Source organism: Aeromicrobium sp. SORGH_AS_0981 (assembly GCF_031453195.1).
Classification (GTDB): Bacteria; Actinomycetota; Actinomycetes; order Propionibacteriales; family Nocardioidaceae; genus Aeromicrobium.
This window is the reverse complement of sequence record NZ_JAVIZD010000001.1, coordinates 1,512,558-1,531,324: the sequence shown is the minus strand read 5'-3', so window position 1 is coordinate 1,531,324 and position 18,767 is coordinate 1,512,558. Positions and strand designations below refer to the sequence as shown.

At 72.1% G+C, this 18,767-nt stretch carries 20 protein-coding genes; 6 read left to right on the top strand and 14 right to left on the bottom strand.

Features of this window, described 5'->3' with window-relative positions; genetic code table 11:
- Window positions 1-14 precede the first annotated feature (14 nt).
- The 3 genes from efeO to QE370_RS07820 form a co-directional block, all read right to left on the bottom strand.
- Window positions 15-1,148 (bottom strand): iron uptake system protein EfeO, encoded by a 1,134-nt coding sequence (gene efeO / locus QE370_RS07830; RefSeq protein WP_309634016.1) that lies wholly within the window; start codon window positions 1,146-1,148, stop codon window positions 15-17.
- A 115-nt stretch (window positions 1,149-1,263) separates the two neighbouring features.
- Window positions 1,264-1,683, bottom strand: a complete 420-nt coding sequence (locus QE370_RS07825; protein WP_309634015.1) for a hypothetical protein — start codon at window positions 1,681-1,683, stop codon at window positions 1,264-1,266.
- Window positions 1,683-2,789 (bottom strand): GuaB3 family IMP dehydrogenase-related protein, encoded by a 1,107-nt coding sequence (locus tag QE370_RS07820; protein ID WP_067854215.1) that lies wholly within the window; start codon window positions 2,787-2,789, stop codon window positions 1,683-1,685. Before QE370_RS07820 ends, QE370_RS07825 begins: the two co-directional genes overlap by 1 nt.
- A gap of 113 nt (window positions 2,790-2,902) precedes the next feature.
- Here QE370_RS07820 and QE370_RS07815 point away from each other — a divergent pair, with 113 nt between their 5' ends.
- Window positions 2,903-3,187, top strand: coding sequence for a hypothetical protein (locus tag QE370_RS07815; protein ID WP_309634014.1), 285 nt, complete (start codon window positions 2,903-2,905; stop codon window positions 3,185-3,187).
- 14 nt (window positions 3,188-3,201) lie between these two features.
- Here the strand turns inward: QE370_RS07815 and QE370_RS07810 are convergent, their stop codons facing one another.
- Entirely contained in the window at window positions 3,202-3,708 is a 507-nt protein-coding gene (locus tag QE370_RS07810) for an SRPBCC family protein (RefSeq protein WP_309634013.1), read from the bottom strand.
- Between the two features lie 34 nt (window positions 3,709-3,742).
- Window positions 3,743-5,251: an IMP dehydrogenase gene (guaB, locus tag QE370_RS07805; protein ID WP_309634012.1), complete on the bottom strand. Its 1,509-nt coding sequence runs from the start codon at window positions 5,249-5,251 to the stop codon at window positions 3,743-3,745.
- Window positions 5,252-5,414: 163 nt separating this feature from the next.
- Here guaB and QE370_RS07800 point away from each other — a divergent pair, with 163 nt between their 5' ends.
- Complete coding sequence (locus QE370_RS07800; protein ID WP_309634011.1) at window positions 5,415-6,587, top strand: low temperature requirement protein A; 1,173 nt, start codon at window positions 5,415-5,417, stop codon at window positions 6,585-6,587.
- A gap of 13 nt (window positions 6,588-6,600) precedes the next feature.
- Here the strand turns inward: QE370_RS07800 and QE370_RS07795 are convergent, their stop codons facing one another.
- From QE370_RS07795 to QE370_RS07780, 4 genes are read right to left on the bottom strand one after another with little or no spacing between them, the layout of a single operon-like run.
- On the bottom strand, window positions 6,601-7,329 hold the full coding sequence (locus QE370_RS07795) for an SIP domain-containing protein (RefSeq protein ID WP_309634010.1): 729 nt from the start codon (window positions 7,327-7,329) through the stop codon (window positions 6,601-6,603).
- A gap of 4 nt (window positions 7,330-7,333) precedes the next feature.
- Window positions 7,334-8,323 (bottom strand): ABC transporter substrate-binding protein, encoded by a 990-nt coding sequence (locus QE370_RS07790; RefSeq protein ID WP_309634009.1) that lies wholly within the window; start codon window positions 8,321-8,323, stop codon window positions 7,334-7,336.
- Window positions 8,320-9,303, bottom strand: coding sequence for an ABC transporter substrate-binding protein (locus tag QE370_RS07785; RefSeq protein ID WP_309634008.1), 984 nt, complete (start codon window positions 9,301-9,303; stop codon window positions 8,320-8,322). Before QE370_RS07785 ends, QE370_RS07790 begins: the two co-directional genes overlap by 4 nt.
- On the bottom strand, window positions 9,300-10,298 hold the full coding sequence (locus QE370_RS07780; RefSeq protein WP_309634007.1) for an ABC transporter substrate-binding protein: 999 nt from the start codon (window positions 10,296-10,298) through the stop codon (window positions 9,300-9,302). The genes QE370_RS07785 and QE370_RS07780 overlap by 4 nt, the downstream gene beginning before the upstream one ends.
- A 146-nt stretch (window positions 10,299-10,444) precedes the next feature.
- On the opposite strand from QE370_RS07780, the gene QE370_RS07775 reads away from it, so the two are divergent.
- Window positions 10,445-10,900, top strand: coding sequence for an SRPBCC family protein (locus QE370_RS07775; protein ID WP_309634006.1), 456 nt, complete (start codon window positions 10,445-10,447; stop codon window positions 10,898-10,900).
- Between the two features lie 69 nt (window positions 10,901-10,969).
- Here the strand turns inward: QE370_RS07775 and QE370_RS07770 are convergent, their stop codons facing one another.
- The 5 genes from QE370_RS07770 to groES form a co-directional block, all read right to left on the bottom strand.
- Window positions 10,970-12,583: a 4Fe-4S binding protein gene (locus QE370_RS07770; RefSeq protein ID WP_309634005.1), complete on the bottom strand. Its 1,614-nt coding sequence runs from the start codon at window positions 12,581-12,583 to the stop codon at window positions 10,970-10,972.
- Between the two features lie 7 nt (window positions 12,584-12,590).
- Window positions 12,591-13,520 (bottom strand): diiron oxygenase, encoded by a 930-nt coding sequence (locus QE370_RS07765; RefSeq protein ID WP_309634004.1) that lies wholly within the window; start codon window positions 13,518-13,520, stop codon window positions 12,591-12,593.
- A 246-nt stretch (window positions 13,521-13,766) separates the two neighbouring features.
- A complete protein-coding gene (locus QE370_RS07760; protein ID WP_309634003.1) occupies window positions 13,767-14,159 on the bottom strand; it encodes a hypothetical protein in 393 nt (130 codons plus the stop codon).
- A gap of 129 nt (window positions 14,160-14,288) precedes the next feature.
- On the bottom strand, window positions 14,289-15,893 hold the full coding sequence (groL, locus tag QE370_RS07755; RefSeq protein WP_309634002.1) for a chaperonin GroEL: 1,605 nt from the start codon (window positions 15,891-15,893) through the stop codon (window positions 14,289-14,291).
- 173 nt (window positions 15,894-16,066) lie between these two features.
- Window positions 16,067-16,360: a co-chaperone GroES gene (gene groES / locus QE370_RS07750; RefSeq protein ID WP_067854175.1), complete on the bottom strand. Its 294-nt coding sequence runs from the start codon at window positions 16,358-16,360 to the stop codon at window positions 16,067-16,069.
- 271 nt (window positions 16,361-16,631) lie between these two features.
- Here groES and QE370_RS07745 point away from each other — a divergent pair, with 271 nt between their 5' ends.
- The 3 genes from QE370_RS07745 (at window position 16,632) to QE370_RS07735 (ending at window position 18,767) form a co-directional block, all read left to right on the top strand.
- Entirely contained in the window at window positions 16,632-17,348 is a 717-nt protein-coding gene (locus tag QE370_RS07745) for a methyltransferase domain-containing protein (RefSeq protein WP_309634001.1), read from the top strand.
- The gene (locus tag QE370_RS07740) at window positions 17,285-17,803 is read left to right on the top strand and encodes a THUMP-like domain-containing protein (protein WP_309634000.1); all 519 of its coding nucleotides are present in this window, start codon (window positions 17,285-17,287) and stop codon (window positions 17,801-17,803) included. The genes QE370_RS07745 and QE370_RS07740 overlap by 64 nt, the downstream gene beginning before the upstream one ends.
- Window positions 17,804-18,077: 274 nt before the next feature.
- Window positions 18,078-18,767, top strand: a complete 690-nt coding sequence (locus QE370_RS07735; protein WP_309633999.1) for a 5-oxoprolinase subunit PxpA — start codon at window positions 18,078-18,080, stop codon at window positions 18,765-18,767.

Below are 18,767 nucleotides of genomic sequence, written 5' to 3'. Positions count from 1 at the left end.
GGGCGAGCGCTCGCTCACGCCGAGGCCGCGACCACGGCCGCCACCTTGCTGGTCGGCTCGCTGAGCGCTGCCACGGAGTCCGAGAGCCGCTTGACCTGCTCCTTGCTGAGCGTGTCGTAACCGGCCCACTCGCCGGTGTCGGCGTCCTGGTACTGGTCGAGCTCGGCGTCGAGGGCCTTGAACCGCTGGTCGATGAGGGTCACGAGGTCGGGGTCGGCCTTCTCGAGCACCGGACGCAGGGCGGCGATCGCCGCCTGGGAGCCCTCGATGTTGGCCTTGAAGTCCCAGAGGTCGGTGTGGCTGAACTCGTCCTCCTCGCCCGTGATCTTGCCCGTGGCGACCTCGTCGAGCAGACCCTTCGAGCCCTGGGCGAGCTGAAGCGCCGTGAGCGGCTTGTCCTTGCTCTCCTGGACCACCTTCGTCACGTTGGCGAGCAGCTGGTCGGCGTAGGGGTCCATGCCGTCGGTGTTGCCCGCGACCCACAGCTGCTTCTCGATGCGGTGCCAGCCCGTGAAGTCGCGTCCCTCGGCCTTGGCGTCGGGCTCGCGGCCGTCGGTGATCGGGTCGAGGTCGCCGAAGATCTCCGCGACCGGCTCGATGCGCTCCCAGTAGGTGCGCGCCCGCGGGAAGAGCGCCTTCGCCTCGTCGACCTTGCCGGCCTTCACCGCGTCGACGAACTCGGTGGTCTTGTCGATGAGCGCACCGGTCTGGCTCTCGACGTAGCGCTGGTAGCTGGCGGCAGCGGCCTTGAGCTCGGCGGAGTCCGACAGCTCCTTGGCGGCCTTGCCGGAGACCGTGAGGTCCTGGCGGATGCCGTCGCCGACCATCCCGGGCTTGCACGCGCCCTGGTAGTCACCCTTCGGCAGGTCGACGACGAGGTCGCGCGACAGGCCCGGGCCGATGTTCTCGACCTCGCCCATGATCCGGTCGCCCTCGGCGTACACGTAGAACTCGGTGACCTTGGAGCCCGCGTTGGTCACGGCGAACGTGGTGGGGCCGGCCTTGAGCTGCGTCGCCGAGACCTTGCAGGAGGAGTCGGCGGCCTTCACGGAGACCGTGCCGTCGGCCTCCGACGGCTTCTCGGCGCAGGCGGCCAGGAGGACGAGCGACGTGGCGGCGAGGCCGGTGGCGATGACGGTGCGGCGCATGGGGGTTCCTTCGGTGCGGGCGTCCAGGTGAGGACAGCCTCACCATGCTAGACCCCGGACCGTTCCTCGCGGCAACGGATTCCGATGTGATCTGGCCCGGACCCCTGACGAGCCGTCAGCGGGTGATGATCGCCAGGTCCAGGATCATCAGGACGAGGCCGAGCAGCGCGATGCCGAGGCCGACGAACGGCCACGGCCAGACGGGCCGTCCGGTCGTCGCGGCGCGCACGATCCGGAAGGCGCTGAGGAGCACCGCCACGAGCAGCAGGACCCAGAGCAGCGCCAGGCCGCCGAAGAACAGCAGCGAGCCCTCCGGACGGCAGATGAGGGCCCCGTCGTCGGAGGAGCCGCCGCAGCCGTCGGAGGCCATCGCGGTGAGCGGCGCGAGAGCGCCGACCAGCAGGGAGCCGAGCGCGAGACCGACCCACAGCACCCCGGCGACCACGACCTCGACGATCCGCGCAGCGGTCGGCGGCTGCCGGTCCGGGGGCGGCTCGGCGACCGGCCAGGCGCCGTCCGGGGGGCTGGTCGCCATCAGGCGACGACCACCTCGACGCGCTGGAACTCCTTGAGCTCGGTGTAGCCCGTGGTGGCCATGGCGCGACGCAGGGCGCCGATGAGGTTCATCGTGCCGTCGGGGACCGACGACGGACCGAACAGCACCGACTCGAGCGAGCCGACCGTGCCGATCTCGACCCGCTTGCCGCGCGGCAGCTCGTGGTGCCAGGCCTCGGCACCCCAGTGGAACCCGCGACCGGGAGCCTCGGTGGCCCGCGCGAACGGCGAGCCGATCATGACGGCGTCGGCGCCGCAGGCGATCGCCTTGGCGATGTCGCCGCTGCGCCCGATCGAGCCGTCGGCGATGACGTGGACGTAGCGGCCGCCCGACTCGTCGAGGTAGTCGCGACGCGCGGCGGCCACGTCGGCCACGGCGGACGCCATGGGGACGGCCAGGCCCAGCACGGAGCGGGTGGTGTGCGCCGCGCCGCCGCCGAAGCCCACCAGGACGCCCGCGGCGCCGGTGCGCATGAGGTGCAGCGCGGCCTGGTAGGTGGCGCAGCCGCCGACCACGACCGGGACGTCGAGCTCGTAGATGAACTGCTTGAGGTTCAGCGGCTCGGTCTGGCTCGACACGTGCTCGGCCGAGACGGTCGTGCCACGGATGACGAACAGGTCGACGCCAGCGTCGACCACGACGTCGGCGAACTGCTTGGTGCGCTGCGGCGAGAGCGCGGCGGCCACCGTGACGCCGGCCTCGCGGATCTCGGCGAGCCGGTCCTTGATGAGCGCCGGCTTGATCGGCTCGGCGTAGATGTCCTGCAGGCGCGCGGTGGCGGCGACGGGATCGAGCGACGCGATCTCCGCGAGCAGCGGCGTCGGGTCCTCGTAGCGGGTCCAGAGGCCCTCGAGGTCGAGGACGCCGAGGCCGCCGTGGCGACCGAGCGCGATCACCGTCTCCGGGCTCATCACGCTGTCCATCGGGGCGGCGATGACGGGCAGGTCGAAGCGGTAGGCGTCGATCTGCCAGGCGGTGGAGACCTCCTCGGGGTCGCGCGTGCGCCGGCTGGGCACGATCGCGATGTCGTCGAAGGAGTACGCGCGCCGACCGCGCTTGGCGGCACCGATGTCGAGCTCAGGCATGGGTCCACCCTAGTGCCGACGGCGATCGCCACGACCCGCCCGGCTGTGGACGTACGCCTGGACCGACGTCGGTGGCCCTTGGCAGGATCGCTGACGTCGCCGACGATGGAGGGGTGCCGAGCATGACCGACGCGCAGAGCTGGACGCTGATCATCGGGTTCCTGACCACGACCGTCGCCGTCCTCGGCCTCGTCATGACCTCCTTCCACCGCACGCTGCAGTCGGGGCTGACGGCGGTGCGGCACGAGCTGCGCGGCGAGATCGGCACCGTCCGCGCCGAGATCGACGGCCTGCGCACCGAGATGCGCGCCGCGTTCCGCCGTGTCGACCAGCGGCTCGACCACCTCGACCGCGACGTGCAGGCACTCACCCGCCACGTGTTCGACCGCCCGGAGTAGGTCTCGGCGCAGGCTCAGCCCGCGCGCGCCTCGGCCTCGGCGAGATCGCGCAGGGTGAGGAGCTGCCGGCGGGCCATCGGCAGGTCGCCGAGGCACAACAGGTCGGTGAAGGGCCGCGCGCCACGCGAGACGAGCTTGAGGAGCAGGCGGGTGCGCCGGTCGGGCAGCGGCTCGACGCGGTAGCTCATCAGCGACGGGCCGATCCGGGCAGTCAGCTCGCGACCCGGCTCGACCGCGACGACGGTGCCGACGTCGCGGCCCATGGCGTGCATGAAGCGGTCACCGGCGACCGGTTCGGGCAGCTCGGAGCGGACGCGGGGCGAGCGCCGCCCGAGGTTGTCGACCCAGTCGTAGGAGTAGGGCGCGAGCCTCAGTTGACGCACCCACGCCCAGACGACGTCGGGCGGGGCGTCGACGGTGACCCCCCTCCACCCCTGCATCGGCGCCGCTGGCAGCACGGCGTCGCAGCCGAAGGCGAGGCGCGTCTCGGCATCGGTGACGCCCCAGCGCTCACCCAGCACCGGCGCGCCCCGGACCAACCCGTCCCGGACGCGCTCAGCGTCCGGCGTAGTTGGGCGCCTCGACCGTCATCTGGATGTCGTGCGGGTGGCTCTCCTTCAGGCCCGCCGACGTGATCCGCACGAAGCGGCCGAGCTCCTGCAGCTCGGGGATGGTGCGCGAGCCGACGTAGAACATCGACTGGTGCAGGCCGCCGACGAGCTGGTGCGCGACGGCACCGAGGGGGCCGCGGTAGGCCACCTGGCCCTCGATGCCCTCGGGGACGATCTTGTCGTCGCTGACGACGTCGGCCTGGAAGTAGCGGTCCTTGGAGTAGGACTTCTTGCCGCGCGAGGCCATGGCGCCGATCGAGCCCATGCCCCGGTAGGTCTTGTACTGCTTGCCGTTCATGAAGATGAGGTCGCCGGGGCTCTCCTCGCAGCCGGCGAGCAGCGAGCCGACCATGACGGTGTCGGCACCGGCCACGAGGGCCTTCGCGATGTCGCCGGAGTACTGCAGGCCGCCGTCGGCGATGACGGGGATGCCGGCGGGCTTCGCGGCGAGCGAGGCCTCGTAGACGGCGGAGACCTGCGGGACGCCGACACCGGCGACGACGCGGGTGGTGCAGATGGACCCGGGTCCGACGCCGACCTTGACCGCGTCGACACCGGCGTCGACGAGCGCCTGCGACCCTGCGCGCGTGGCGACGTTGCCGCCGACGACCTGGATGTCGGCGAAGTTCTTGTCGGCCTTGATGCGGCGGATCATGTCGAGCAGGAGGCGTGCGTGCCCGTGGGCGGTGTCGACGACGAGCACGTCGACGCCGGCCTCGCGCAGCGCGTTGGCGCGGTCCCACGAGTCACCGAAGAAGCCGACGGCGGCACCGACGAGCAGACGGCCCTCGCCGTCCTTGCTGGCGAGCGGGAACTGCTCGGACTTCACGAAGTCCTTGACCGTGATGAGTCCGGCGAGCCGTCCCTCGTCGTCGACGATCGGGAGCCGCTCGCGCTTGTGCTGGCGCAGCAGCGCGGAGGCGTCCTCGCGGCTGATGCCGACCGGGCCGGTGACGAGCGGCATGGGCGTCATGACGTCGCCGACGAGCGTGCTGGCCCACTCCGCGACGGGCGTGAAGCGCAGGTCGCGGTTGGTGATGATGCCGATGAGCCGGTCGTCGGGGTCGACGACGGGCAGGCCCGAGACGCGGTACTCGCCGCAGAGCTCGTCGAGCTCCTCCAGGGTGGCCTTCGGGCCGATGGTGACCGGGTTGGGGATGATGCCGGTCTGGGTGCGCTTCACCAGGTCGACCTGGTAGCTCTGGTCCTCGATCGAGAGGTTGCGGTGCAGGATGCCGATGCCGCCCTCGCGCGCCATCGCGATGGCCATGCGCGACTCCGTGACGGTGTCCATGGCGCTCGACAGCAGCGGGATGCGCAGCGTCAGGTCGCGCGTGAGGCGTGCGGTGGTGTCGACCTCGCTGGGCACGACGTCGGTCTCGCCCGGCAGCAGCAGGACGTCGTCGTACGTGAGACCGAGACTGGCGAACTTGTCGGGGATGCCCTGCTCCATGGACCCATCCTACGACCGTGCGCCAGGTGCCCCGACCGCGTGGAGGGTGACGTCCGACGCTCGACCTCGCACGACCACTGAGCCGAGGCGAAGGGGCTGACCGGCCCGCCCCGACGCTGGCAGGATGGCCGGGTCCGGACCACCGGGACCGTCGGGAGGACCCATGAGTACGAGCACCGCGCCCTCGCGCCTGCGCCTGCTGCCGATGCGGCCGCGCGACCCAGGCGAGGACGGGCGCGTCGCCAGCACGCTCGAGCTGTTCTTCGACCTCGTGTTCGTCGTCGCCGTGAGCGTGGCCTCGGTGCAGCTGCACCACCAGCTCACCGAGGACCACGTGGTCGACGGGCTCGTCTCCTACGCGATGGTGTTCTTCGCCATCTGGTGGGCCTGGATGAACTTCACCTGGTTCGCCACGTCCTTCGCGGTCGACGACTGGCTCTACCGGGTGCTCACGTTCGTGCAGATGGCCGGCGTCCTGGTGCTGGCCGCCGGCATCCAGCCCGTCTTCGAGGACGACGACCTGCGCCTGGTCATCGTCGGGTACGTCATCATGCGCGTGGCGATGGTCGCCCAGTGGCTGCGTGCCGCGCGCGCCGACGAGACCACGCGCCGCACGTGCCTGACGTACGCCGCGGGCATCTCCCTGGTGCAGGTGCTCTGGATCGCGGTGCTGGTGCTGCCGGGTGCCGCGGTGCCGGTCGCGTTCGTGGTGCTGCTGCTCGCCGAGCTGGCCGTGCCGGTGGTGGCCGAACGGCGGGAGACGACGCCGTGGCACCCGCACCACGTGACGGAGCGCTACGCGCTCTTCACCCTGATCCTGCTCGGCGAGAGCCTGCTCGGGTCGGCGAACGCCGTGCTCGAGGCCCTGCACGACGACACCGCGCTCGTCCCGCTGCTGTCGGTGGCGCTGCTCGCCTTCGTGACCACCGCGGCTCTCTGGTGGATCTACTTCTGGCCGCCGCACCACCGGGCGATCACGTCGCTCGCGAGCTCGCTGCGCTACGGCTACGTCCACTACGTCGTGTTCGCCGCGGCGGGCGCGCTCTCGGCGGGCATCGAGGTCGAGATCGACGTGCTCACCGACCACTCCGAGCTCACCGACGTCGCGGCGGCGTTCACGGTGACCGTCCCCGTCGCCCTCTTCGTGCTCGGGATCTGGTGGATCACGCTGCGCGACAACGCCGACGCCGTGGTCAACACCGTCGTCCCGGTCGGGGCGCTGCTGGTGCTGCTCGACCCGGTGCTGCCGATCCCGTTCGCGCTGACCTCGGTGGTGCTGGCGCTCGTGGTCGCCGTGCTGGTGGTCCGGCCGCCGACGACACCGGCGCACGGCTGACCGGCGGAGACCCCTACAGGCCGACCTTGCCCTCGGCCCAGTAGGGCTGCGTGCGGACGGCCCTGCGGTCCAGGCCGACGACGTCGCGCAGCAGGGTCCGCTGGCGTTGGATCGCCGGCCCGTTGCCGGCCAGGTAGGCGACGGGGGTGTCCAGCAGACGCAGCGCCTCGACGTTCGCGCGCAGCCAGGCGTCGACCACGGCGCCCGGGACCTCGAGGGCGGGCAGGACGGTGGCGTCGGGCAGGAGCGCCTGCGTGGCGGCGACGTCGGGTCCGGGCACCTCCAGCACGGTCAGCAGCTCGCGACCCTCGCGCGCCGCGCGGTCGGCCATGCACAGCGCGAGGCTGATGACGGTCGCGTCACCGAGCAGCACGACGGGCCGGTCCCCGCCGAGCGCCCAGGTGAACGCCCGCGCCGACGACCACCGGCACACCTTGACCGCGTCGCCCGGCACCCACCGCTCGAGGAGGTCGTGGCCGGGCGTCGGGCCCGGGTGGTCGTGACGCTGGACGACGATCGTCAGCGCGTCGTCGACGACGCGGGCCGGGGTGTAGTGCCGGAACGCGTTGCGGGCCACCCGGAACGCGGTGACGTCGCACGGCTCGATCGTCGCGCCGTGGAAGTCGGTGCTGGCGAGGACGAGCCGGCGCAGCCCGGGCGAGAGCAGGTCGTTGGCACGCACCACGGCGTCGTGGGCCTGTGACTCGACGTAGCTCGCGAGCAGGGTCGGGGTGCGGGCCATGGGATCAGCTCCTCGCCAGGGATCGCAGGTCGTCGGCGTAGGCGTCGAGCACGTCGGCGTAGCCGCGCGCGCTCGGCGCCACCTCGAACCTCCACGGCAGGTAGGCGTCGTCGCGCGCCGCCGTGGTCCGGCCCCAGATGGGCTGATCCTGCAGCCGCTCCAGGTGCTGGCGACCGCCGCGGGTGTCCCACAGCGCGACGTCGACGTCGTAGGTGTCGGCGTTCTCCCAGCTCAGGGCGTCCCAGTAGACGCCCTCGTCGAGGTCTCGCTCGTCGGGCACCACGACGTCGAGGCCGACCTCCTCGCGCAGGTAGCGCAGGTCGCCGTAGGCCGCGGGGTTCGCGACGTAGAGCAGGTCGGGCGTCGTCGACGTCGCGACGAGGGTGGGGTCGCCCGCCGCTCGTGCGGCGGCGCGGAGCCGGTCGCCCGCCGCGGCCAGTGCGGCGTGGTCGTCCTCGAAGCCGGCCGGGTCGGCCCCGAGGGCCGTCCCGAGCCGCTCGGCGTTGTCGACGATCCCCTCGACCGTCTCGCCCTCGTAGGTCAGGGCGGCGATCGGGTAGGCCTTCTCGACGCGTGCCCGGGTGTCGGGATCGATGAACGAGAGCGCGTCGCCGACGTAGTGGGTCGTCACGACGAGGTCGGGGCGCGCGGTCGCCAGCGCCTCGACGTCGAGCGTCCCCGACCCCTCGGCACCGGTCACGTCGGGGACGGAGGAGAGGTCGAGGTCGGGCGACTGCAGCCCGAGGTCGGGGTCCGGGTTGTCGGGCTTGCCGAAGACCGCGACCACCCGGTCGCCGAGGCCCATGTCGGCGAGGGCGGCGGCGACGTCCTTGCTGGCCGCGATGCGCCGCGGCACCGCGTCGAGCGAGATCCTCGTGCCGAGGTCGTCCGTGAACGTCCAGGCGTCCGGGTCCTCGCCGCCGGGACCGGCGCCGCACCCGGCGACGACCAGCACGGCTGCCGCAAGGGACGCGACACGGCGCAGCGCGTTCACGACCCCAGCTTCTGCAGGTCGCCGGTGAACAGCTCGAGCATCGTCGCGTAGCCCTGCGCGCTCGGCGCGACCTCGAACCGCCAGGGCAGGTAGGCCCCGTCCTGCGCCGCCCGGACCTTGTTCCACACCGGCTGCTGCTCGAGGGTCGTGAGGTTCTTGTCGCCCCCACGGGTGTCCCACAGGGCGACATCGGCGTCGTAGGCGTCCGCCTGCTCCCAGCTGACGGAGTCCCAGTAGTCGCCTTCGTCGAGGTCCTTCGCCGCCGGACGCACGACGTCGAGGCCGATCTCGTCGGACAGGTAGGTCAGGTCCGCGTACGCTGGCGGGTTCGCGACGTAGAGCAGCTCCGGCGTCGTCGACGTGGCGATGATGGTCGGGTCACCGGCGGCCCTCGCGGCCTTGCGGACGACGTCGCCGGCCTTCTCCAGGGCGGCGTGGCCCGCCTCGAAGTCGGCCTCCTCGGCGCCCAGGGCGAGCGCGAGGCGCTCGCTGTTCTCGATCACCCCGTCGACGGTCTCCTTCTCGAGGTTGATCGCGGCGAGGTCGTAGGTGCCGCCCAGCCGCTTCGCGACGTCGGGCGAGAGGTACCAGTAGTCGCCGGAGCCGTAGGTGGTGGTCACGATCAGGTCGGGCTCGAGCGCGGCCAGCTCCTCGAGCTCGACCGCACCGTACTCGCCGCCCGTGACGTCGGGCAGCGCGTCGATGTCGAGGTCGGGCGACTGCAGCCCGAGGTCGGGGTCGGGGTTGGCCGGCTCCCCGAACACGCCGACCACCCGGTCGCCGAGCCCCATGTCGGCGAGCGCGGCAGCGACACCCTTGTAGGCGACGATCCGCTCGGGCACCGCGTCGAGGCTGATCCTCGTGCCCATGTCGTCCGTGAAGGCCCAGTCCTCCTCGGACCCGTCGGTCGAGCCGCCGCTGCAGGCCGTCGCCAGCAGCAGCGCGACGGCCGTCAGCGCGGCCTGCAGCGGGCGTCTCATCGGGTGTACTTCTCCAGGCCGTCGGCGAAGCGGTCGAAGATGTCGGCGTAGGCCTGGGCCGACGGCGGCGCCACGGACGTCCACGGGATGTAGGCGTCGTTCTTGGCGGCCGTGGTCTTGCCCCAGACCGGCTCCTTCTTCAGCGCGGCGAGGCCGGCGCTGCCGATGCGGTCGTCCCAGTAGGCGATGTCCGCGTCGTACGTGTCGGCCTTCTCCCAGCTCAGGGACTCGAAGTAGCCACCCTCGTCGGGGTTCTTCGGCGTCACGATGTCGAGGCCGATCTCGTCGCGGTAGTACTTGAGGTCGGGGCTGACGTCGGGGTTGGAGACGTAGAACAGGTCCGGGGAGTAGGACACGGCGAGGATGGACGGCTTCGCCCCCTCCGCGACGTCGGTCAGGCGCTGCTTGGCGGCGTCGAAGGCCTCTTGCCCCTTCTCGCCGGCGTCGTCGGACGCGCCGAGGGCCTTCGCGGCCTTCTCGGTCGACTCGATGATCTGCGGCAGCGTCTTGCCGTCGAAGCTGATGACGAGCGTCTGGTACTGCTTGTCGAGCTTGGTCTGCGCGTCCTTGTTGATGTACCAGAGGTCGGGCTCGACGTAGGAGCTGGTGACGATGAGGTCGGGCTTGAGGCCGGCCATCTTCTCGAGGTCGATGTCGCCGTACTCGCCCTCGCCGGTCACGTCCTCGACGGAGTCGACGTCGAGGCCGGCGGCCTGGCTGTCGACGTCGCCGTCGGCGTTCTTCACCGGGCCGAAGACGCCGACGATCTTGTCGCCGAGGCCGAGGTCGGTGAGGGCCGCGGCGACCGACGACTGCGCGACGATCCGCTCAGGCGCCTTGTCGAGCTCGAGCGTGGTGCCGAGGTCGTCGGTGTAGGTCCAGGCCTGGTCGGAGGAGGCGTCGTCGGAGGACGAGCCGCAGGCGGCGAGGGGGAGGGCGAGGGCCACGGCGACGGCTGCGGCGAGGCGTCGGGGCGTGAACGTGCGTCGGATCATGGAGGGGAGCCTAACCTAGGTCAGCCTTACCTGAGCAAGAGATGTCTCAGACGGCCGGCGTGAGGTGGACCACCTGCGAGGTCGAGGTTCGACCGCCGGGGTCGACGACGCTCGACAGCGGCCGTCGCCGGGCGCACGATGGGGACGTGGACCGCACCAGCGTCGTCGTCTCGCGCGAGGTCACCGCCTCGCCCTCGGTGGTGTTCGGCCTGCTCGCCGACCCGCGGCGCCACCCCGAGATCGACGGCTCGGACATGGTGCGCGCCGACGACGGCGCCTCCCCCGTCACCGCCGTCGGACAGGTGTTCCGGATGCACGTCCACCACCCGCGCGCCGGCGACTACCGCACGGACAACCTCGTCACGCGCTTCGAGCGCGACGTCGAGGTCGCCTGGCGCACCGGTCCGGTCGATGGCACCCCGCCGGGCTGGGAGTGGCGGTGGCGCGTCGACGCGACGGCTCGGGGAAGCCTGGTGTCGCTCACGTACGACTGGTCCGACGTGGACGACCCCGAGATCCACCGCAGGGTCGGGGGCTTCCCCGCCGTCCCCGTGGCCGCGCTCGAGAGGACGCTCGAGCGTCTGCACGCGGTCGTCGGCTGACCCAGCGCCGACCACCCAGCACCGACCATCCAGCGCCGGCCGGCCAGCACCGACCGCCCAGCGGAAGGCTCAGCGTCGGCCCGCGGCCAGGAGCTCCTCCACCGTGACGAGCTTGACCCGCGGCCGTCCGGACGCGCGGCCGGCGTCGACCTCGTGGCGCTCGATGGCGCGCACCCCCGGGGCCTGGACGAGGTCGGGCTGACGCTTGCGCAGGAGCCGGGCGAACGCACGCCCCGACCGGGAGGGACGGGTGAGTCGGTGCTCCGCGGCGTCGGCCAGCAGGGTCGTGACCGTCTCGCCGGCGCAGATGCGGTTCGCGCCGATGCCGCCCGTCGACCCGCGCTTCGCCCAGCCGACGACGTAGGCGCCGGGCACGGCCTCACCCGTCGCCGGGTCGACGACGCGCCCGTCGGCGTTCGGGATGATGCCGCGGTCGGCGTCGAAGGGCAGGCCCGGCACCGGGCGGCCTCTGCGTCCGATCGAGCTGACGAGCAGGCGGGTGGGCGCCTCGACCTCGCCGTCGGGTCCGGACACGGTCACCGAGGCGAGGGTCCCGTCACCGTGCGCGGCGACGACGCGTCGACCGAAGGCGAGCACGAGGCGGCGTCCGGGGCCCGGCTCGCTCGACCAGTCGCTGCGCACCCGACGACGGTCGGCGAGCAGCGCCGCCTTCGAGCCGGGCGCAGCGGCGTCGAGCGCTGCAGCGGTGGCGGCGTCGTCCTCGACCACGAGCTCGATGCCGTCGGGCAGCGTGAGCAGCTCCGGACGCGTGAACGCCGACTCCTCAGGTCCACGGCGGCCGAGGAGGACGACCTCACGCACGTCGCCGCGCCGGATGGCCTCGAGGGCGTGGTCCGCGATCTCCGTGCCGGCGAGCCGGTCGGGGTCGCTCAGCAGGATGCGGGCGACGTCGAGCGCGACGTTGCCGTTGCCGACGACGAACGCGCGCGTGCCGTCGACGCGGATCGCCTCGCCGGGGACCTCGGGGTCGCCGTTGTACCAGGAGACGGTCTCGGTGGAGCCGTGCACGCCGTCGAGGTCCTCGCCCTCGATGCCGAGCCGCCGGTCCTCGGGCGCGCCGATGCCGTAGACGACGGCGTCGTGGTGTTCGAGCAGCTCGGCGTGACTGACGTGACGACCGACCTCGACGTTCATGAACAGCGAGGTGCGCGGGTGCTCGTACGTCCAGGAGAACGTGTCACCGACCCGCTTGGTCTCGCCGTGGTCGGGGGCCACGCCCGCGCGGAGCAGACCGCCGGGCACCGGCAGGCGGTCGACGAAGGAGAGGTCGGCGTCCGTCGCGGCGAGCAGCTCGCGGGCGGCGTAGGTGGCTGCCGGACCCGTGCCGACGACCGCCACGCGCAGGCCGGTGGGCACGCCGGGACGCACGCGGGCGTGCGTCTGCTCCTTCGCGACCGCGCGGTCGGGGCGCTCGGCGTAGTAGGCGGCGTTCAGCTCGGCGAAGACCTCCTCGCCGCCGCGGAGGATCTCGATCGGCTTGATCGCCGAGGCGGGGCAGGCGTCGGCGCACGCGCCGCAGTCGATGCAGGCGCGCGCGTCGACGTAGAGGATGTCCGTGTGGCCGAAGTCGGGCTCCCCCGGAGTCGGGTGGATGCAGTCGACGGGGCAGACCTCGACGCAGGACGCGTCGGAGCAGCAGCTCTGGGTGATCGCGAAGGGCATGGGCGGGTCAGAGCATGTGGACGCGGCGGTACAGCCGCTTGGCCGCAGGCGTCAGCAGGCCCGCCTCGGACAGGAAGTCCATGAGGTGGACGCACGACAGGCGCATGAGGGCGTGGTGGTGCTCGTTGTCCTTGGCCGCCGCGACGGCCTCCTTCACGTCGAGACCGGCCTCGGCGTACACGTCGGGCTGCACCAGGCTCTTGACGATGAAGTAGCCGACGCTGGCGATCTGCAGCGCGCTGGCCTTGCGGCGCACCTCGGAGATGCCGCGCATCGCCTCGATGGTCTCGTGGCGCGCGAACTTCATGTGGCGCGACTCCTCGACCACGTGGATCTTGCAGATCGTCTTGACCTGCGGGGCGACCGACGCACCGCGCATCCAGTCGCGCTGCATGACGTCGAGCACCTCCTCGGCGACGAGGATGGAGGTGTAGGCCACCTCGTTGCGTGCCGTCAGCTTGAGCAGCTTGGCCGCCTGGTGCAGACGCGGGTGCGGCAGGTAGGAGCGGCCCGCGATCAGCTGCGCGCCCTTGGCGAACATGATCGAGTGACGGCACTCGTCGGCGATCTCGGTGAGCGCGAACTGGAACTCGCTGCTCGCGTAGTCCTTGTCGTAGATGTCGACGAGCAGCATCTGCTGGAGCAGCATCTCGAACCAGATGCCGATGCTCGCGACGCTGGCGGCCTCGTGACGCGTGAGGGTCGCGCGCTGCTCGGGGGTCATGCGCTCCCAGATGTCGGTGCCGTACAGCGTGCACCACTCCGGGTTGACGCCGTCGTGCAGCGGGTCGAGCGGGGCGTCCCAGTCGACCTCCTTCTCGGGGTCGTACGAGAGCTGGGCCGACGAGGAGAGCAGACGCTCGAGCACACCGTCGCGCTCGACCTCGGCGCGGAAGGCGGCGGCGTCCTGCTCCGGGCTGGGTGCGGTGATCGTCATGGTGGGACTCCTCGACTCGACAGCAACGATGTGACATCGGGAGTGTCACATCCGTACCCACGGTATGCCCGTGCTGGCGGAAGCGCAAGAGACACACGTCACCCGCCGTTCGTCCACGCGCCTCGTCGAGGATTCCCAGGTGGACCTGGGAATCCTCGGTAAGCACGGAGAGCTTTCCGTGCGCCGCTGAGATCTCCGTGCCTCGCAGGAGATTCCCAGGTCGACCTGGGAATCTGCGGACCGGGGTCAGCGGCGGGCGTCGAGGTAGGTGCGGGCGAGCGGGGCGGGGGCGCGGGCGAGCCAGGCGTCCTCGACGGCCTCCGCGAGCCGCGCCGGGTCGACGACGTCGAGCTCGACGAGGTAGCCGGGGTGGCGGGCCAGGTGCTCGATGGTGAACAGGCCCGGCACGCCCTCGCCGAGGATGGCGTCGCGCTCGGCGAGGTCCTCGGTGCGCAGGCCGACGATCTCGCCCTGGGGCACGCGCGCGTCGCCGAAGCGTCGCAGGTCGGCCTGCGTGAAGGGCCGCACCCAGCAGAACACCGCCTTCCCCACGAACCAGGCCCGGTTGCGGAAGGTGGTGCCCTCGCTCACCGACGGCAGCGCCGTGCACAGGCGTTCGACGTCGGCGAGGGTGGGCACGGGCCCAGCGTCGTGCGGCGACGTCGGCCCGTCAACCCGGTCGACCACGCCCGCGGTCGACCACCCCGGGACGCGACGAGGCCCGCCGTCCCAGGAGGGACGACGGGCCTCGGTCGTGGTGCGGCTGACTCAGTGGTGGTGCCCGGCGTGGGCGTCACCCTCGTCGTCGGCGGGCTTGTCGGCCACGAGCGTCTCGGTCGTGAGCAGCATGGCGGTGATCGACGCGGCGTTGGCCAGCGCGGAGCGCGTGACCTTGACCGGGTCGAGGATGCCCTGCGCGAGCAGGTCGCCGTACTCGCCGGTGGCGGCGTTGTAGCCCTCGCCGCTCTCGCGGACCTTGGACACGACGACCTCGCCGGAGACGCCGCCGTTGCGGGCGATCCACTCCAGGGGGGCGTCGGCGCCGATGCGGACGATGCGCACGCCGACACCCTCGTCGCCGGTGAGGCCGAGGTCGTCGTCGAGCACGGAGACGGCGTGGACGAGGGCGGAGCCGCCGCCGGCGACGATGCCCTCCTCGATGGCCGCGCGGGTCGCCGAGACGGCGTCCTCGATGCGGTGCTTCTTCTCCTTCAGCTCGACCTCGGTGGCCGCGCCGACCTGGATGACGCACACGCCGCCGGCCAGCTTCGCGAGCCGCTCCTGCAGCTTCTCGCGGTCCCAGTCGGAGTCGGTGAGCTCGATCTCGGCCTTGATCTGGTTGACCCGGCCCTCGACCTCGGCAGCGTCGCCGCCGCCGTCGATGATCGTGGTGTCGTCCTTGGTGACGACGACACGACGGGCGGTGCCGAGCACCTCGAGGCCGACCTGGTCGAGCTTGAGGCCGACGTCGGGGGTGACGACGGTCGCGCCGGTGAGGGTCGCGATGTCCTGGAGCATGGCCTTGCGACGGTCGCCGAACGCGGGCGCCTTGACGGCGACCGAGGTGAACGTGCCGCGGATCTTGTTCACGACGAGCGTGCTGAGGGCCTCGCCCTCGACGTCCTCGGCGATGATGAACAGGCTCTTGTTGGCCGCGATGACCTTCTCCAGCAGCGGGAGCAGCTCGGCGACCGAGCTGATCTTGCCCTGGTTGACGAGCACGTAGGGGTCGTCGAGGACGGACTCCATGCGCTCGGTGTCGGTGACCATGTAAGGCGACAGGTAGCCCTTGTCGAACTGCATGCCCTCCGTGAAGTCGAGCTGCGTGCCGAGGGAGTTGGACTCCTCGACGGTGATGACGCCGTCCTTGCCGACCTTGTCGAACGCCTCGGCGATGAGCTCGCCGATGTGCGCGTCGCGCGAGGAGACGGTGGCGACGTCGGTCATGTCCTTGATGTCGTCGACGTCGCGGGCGACCTCGTGCAGGCGCTCGGAGACGGCCTTGACGGCGGCCTCGATGCCCTTCTTGAGGCCGACCGGGTTGGCGCCGGCGGCGACGGCGCGCAGGCCCTCGTGGACCATCGCCTGGGCGAGCACGGTGGCCGTGGTGGTGCCGTCACCGGCGACGTCGTTCGTCTTGGTGGCGACCTCCTTGGCGAGCTGGGCGCCGAGGTTCTCGAACGGGTCGTCGAGCTCGACCTCACGCGCGACGGTGACGCCGTCGTTCGTGATGGTGGGGGCGCCCCACTTCTTGTCGAGCACGACGTAGCGGCCCTTGGGGCCGAGGGTGACCTTGACGGTGTTCGCGAGGGCGTCGACGCCGCGCTCGAGCGCGCGGCGTGCGTCCTCGTCGAACTCGAGGATCTTGGGCATGGTGATGCCTTCCTACGAAACGACTGAATGGTGGTGTCCGGCGAGAGCCGGAGGTGGCGCGTCAGCACGGTCCTGACGCGCATGGGACCCGACCGGCAAGGCGCGCGAGCGACGGCGACCCGTTCTTGGTCGCCGAGCGAGCAGCAACGCCGCCGGTCGGGAGCCCAGGTGCGTCAGGAGACGACGGCGAGGACGTCGCGGGCGGAGAGGATGAGGAACTCCTCGCCCGAGTACTTGACCTCGGTTCCGCCGTACTTGCTGAAGATGACCTTGTCGCCGACGTTGACGTCGAGCGGGACGCGGTTGCCGGAGTCGTCGATGCGGCCGGGGCCGACGGCGACGACCTCACCCTCCTGGGGCTTCTCCTTGGCGGTGTCCGGGATGACGAGCCCGGAGGCGGTGGTCTGCTCGGCCTCGACGGCCTTGATGACGAGACGATCCTCGAGCGGCTTGATGGTGACCGACACTGGTCGACCTCCCCTTCAACGTTGTGGTGAGTGACGGATGTACGTGATGGGTGTGCACGCCGTCGCGGGGGCCGTGCACGGGTTGGCAGTCTCAGGGTTCGAGTGCCAGTTCAGAATCTAGCACTCACCCCTCCCGAGTGCTAAGGGGTGTTCGCGGGCGGCGGACACCCGGCGGGGGCGCCGGGCCGTGGGCGGCGGGGGTGCCGAGCCGAGGCCGGCGGGGGCGCCGGGCCGTGGGCGGCGGGGGTGCCCGGCCTGCCACGATGGCGTCGTGGACCTGGCGACGTTCGAGCGGCTGCAGACCGACGAGGGTCGGGCGCTGGTGGCGGAGGTGCACGAGCGCGCGGGCCGGGAGTCCGACCTCGCGCTCGGCACGCGGCTGCGCACGCTGCACGACGTGGAGCTGGTGGCGGCGGCGGTGACGCAGAACCACCTGCGGGGCCTGGCGCGGGGCAAGCTGGGCGACGACGCGGCCGGCATGTTCTTCACGCACGACGCGCTGCAGCAGGCGACGCGTGGCACCGTGGCGGCGCTGCGCGCCGAGCGGCTCGCTGTGTCGGGCGCGACCGCGGTGCTCGACCTCGGCTGCGGCATCGGGTCCGACCTCGTCGCGTTCGCGCGCGCCGGGCTGCGGGTGCGCGGTGTCGAGCGAGATCCGGTGCGTGCCGCGATCGCGTCGGCGAACCTGCGTGCGCTGGGGCTCGACGGGGAGGTGGTGTGCGCCGACGCGGCCGACGTGGCGCCGACCGCGGAGGAGGTGGTGTTCCTCGACCCCGCCCGTCGCGACGACCGGGGGCGGGTGTTCGACCCGGAGGCGATGAGCCCGCCGTGGTCGGTGGTCGAGGAGCACCTGTCCGGCCGCGCCGTGGTGAAGACGCTGCCGGGGATCCCGCATGCGCTCGTCCCCGACGGCGTGGAGGCGCAGTGGGTCAGCGACGGGGGGGCGACCTGGTCGAGGCGTGCCTGTGGGGTGCCGGGCTCGACCTGACCGACCGCGCGCCGCGACGCGCGTCGGCGCTGCCGGGTCCGCACGTGCTGAGCGGCGACGGCGCACCCGGTGACGTCGGCGAGCTCGCCGGGTGGCTGCACGAGCCCGACGACGCGGTGATCCGCTCCGGCCTGGTCGGGGCGCTGGCGGAGCAGGTCGACGGGCAGCTCGTCGACCCGAGGATCGCCTGGGTGACGACCGACGTCGACGTGCGGCACCCACTGGCCCGCTCCTTCCGCGTCGTGGCGGAGCTGCCGTTCCGCGAGAAGCAGCTGAAGGCAGCCCTCGTCGCGCGCGACGTCGGCACCCTGACGGTGAAGAAGCGCGGCGTCGACGTCGTGCCCGAGGTGCTCGTGCGCCGCCTGCGTCTGAAGGGGTCGCAGCGCGCCACGGTCGTGCTGACACGGGTCGACGACAAGGCCGTCGCCCTCCTCGTCGACCCCCTCCCCCGCTGACCTCTCACCCTTGGGGTGGGGCCCCACCCCAAGGGTGACTTCCCACACCAGCGCTGGGGTGGGGTGCACCCGTTGGGATGGGGCGATGGCGGAGGCACGCGTCGGTGTGGGGGATCGGGCGTCGGGTTGGGACTCGGGCCCGGGCCCGGGCCCGTCGACATCTCAGCCAGGGCGCACCCCCACCCAAAGGATTCGTCCCAACCCAGCGCTGAGGTGGGCGGTCAGACTCTGAGTGGGGCCCAACCCCGAGGGCGAGCGGGCCTAGGGTGGGGGCGTGCGCATCGACCTGAACGCCGACGTCGCCGAGTCGCCGGACGACCTCGCCCTGCTCGACGTGGTCACGAGCGCGAACGTGTGCTGCGGGGCCTACGCGGGCAGTGAGGAGCTCATGCTCGACGCGTGCGAGCGCGCCGCCGAGCGAGGGGTGGTCGTGGGCGCCCAGGTCGGCTACCCGGACCGCGAGGGATTTGGCCGACGACCGCAGGAGCCGACCGACGACGAGCTCGTCGCGACCCTGCGCAAGCAGCTCGACCTGCTCGCCGAGGTGGCCGACGCCGTGGGGGCGCGCGTCGCCTACGTCAAGCCGCACGGCGCGCTCTACAACACCGTCGTGCACGACGAGCGCCAGGCGGCGGCGGTCGTCGACGCGGTGGCGCCGTACGGCCTCCCGCTGCTCGGCCTGCCGGGCGCTGCGAGCCTGCGGCTGGCCACCGCCGACGGGCTGCAGGTCGTCACCGAGGGCTTCGCCGACCGCGCCTACACCCCCGACGGCCTCCTGGTGCCGCGCTCCGAGCCGGGCGCCGTGCTCACCGACGCCGCTTCCGTCGCGGACCAGGCGCTGCGCCTCGCCCCGCAGGTCGACTCGCTCTGCGTGCACGGCGACTCCCCCGGCGCCCTCGACCTCGCGCGTGCCGTGCGTGCCGCGCTGGTCGACGCCGGTCACGAGGTCGTCCCCTTCGCATGA